Annotated in this window: 1 protein-coding gene; it reads left to right on the forward strand. The window is 71.9% G+C overall.

Annotated features, from left to right (window positions below; translation table 11 throughout):
* On the forward strand, window positions 1-1,074 hold a 1,074-nt coding region (locus JJV70_RS22240; RefSeq protein WP_257574401.1), incomplete at both ends, for a condensation domain-containing protein.

The following is a 1,074-nucleotide window of genomic DNA, read 5'->3' on the forward strand; positions in this document are numbered from 1 at the left end:
CGTGACCTCGGGGTGGCGTACGCGGCCCGGGTGTCGGGTCGGGCGCCGGAGTGGGACGCCCTGCCGGTGCGGTACGCGGACTACACGGTCTGGCAGCGGAAGCTGCTCGCCGGTGGCCCCGGCAGCCTGCTGGAGCGCCAGCTCGACTACTGGCGCGAGACCCTGGCCGGGTTGCCGGAGGAGTTGGCGCTGCCGTTCGACCGGCCACGTCCGGTGGCGGCCTCGTACGAGGGCGGGGTCGTGGACTTCCGGCTCCCGGCCGATCTGCACGAGCGGTTGGTGGGAGTGGCCCGCGAGTCACGTGCCACATTGTTCATGGTCTTGCAGACGGGCCTGGCAGTGACGCTGTCCCGGCTCGGCGCCGGGATGGATGTGCCGTTGGGCACTCCGGTGGCCGGACGCGGCGACGAGGCGCTGGACGGGCTGGTCGGCTTCTTCGTGAACACCCTCGTCCTACGGACCGACCTGTCCGGCGACCCCTCGTTCCGCGAGCTGCTGGACCGGGTCCGGGAAGCCGACCTGGCGGCGTTCGCCCACCAAGACCTGCCGTTCGACCGGCTCGTGGAGGAGCTCAACCCGACCCGTTCGGCGGCCCGACACCCGCTCTTCCAAGTCCTCTTCGCCCTCCAGAACACCGCCGAGGCCCGGCTCGACCTGCCCGGTCTGGAGACCCGGGCGCTGCCCGTATCCACCGGCGCCGCCAAGTTCGACCTTCAGGTCGAGATGTTCGAGGAGGCGACCGACGACGGCCGCTGCGCCGGAGTCGCCGGCCGGCTGGAGTACGCCCGCGACCTCTTCGACCACTCCACCGTCGAACTCCTCGCCCGCCGCCTCGTCCTCGTACTGGAAGCCCTGGCCGAGGACCTCGACCGGGCCGTGGACTCGGTCGGTGTGGTGCTGCCGGAGGAGCGGCACCACACCCTCGTCGAGTGGAACGACACCACCGCCCACTACCCCGCCGATCGAGGCGTGCACGAACTCTTCGAGGAACGGGCCGCCGCGACCCCCGACGCGGTCGCGCTGGTCTTCGGCGACGAGGAGGTCACCTACGCCGAGCTCGACGCCCGCGCCAAC

Source organism: Streptomyces sp. JJ66, from assembly GCF_019303495.1.
Taxonomy (GTDB): domain Bacteria; phylum Actinomycetota; class Actinomycetes; order Streptomycetales; family Streptomycetaceae; genus Streptomyces.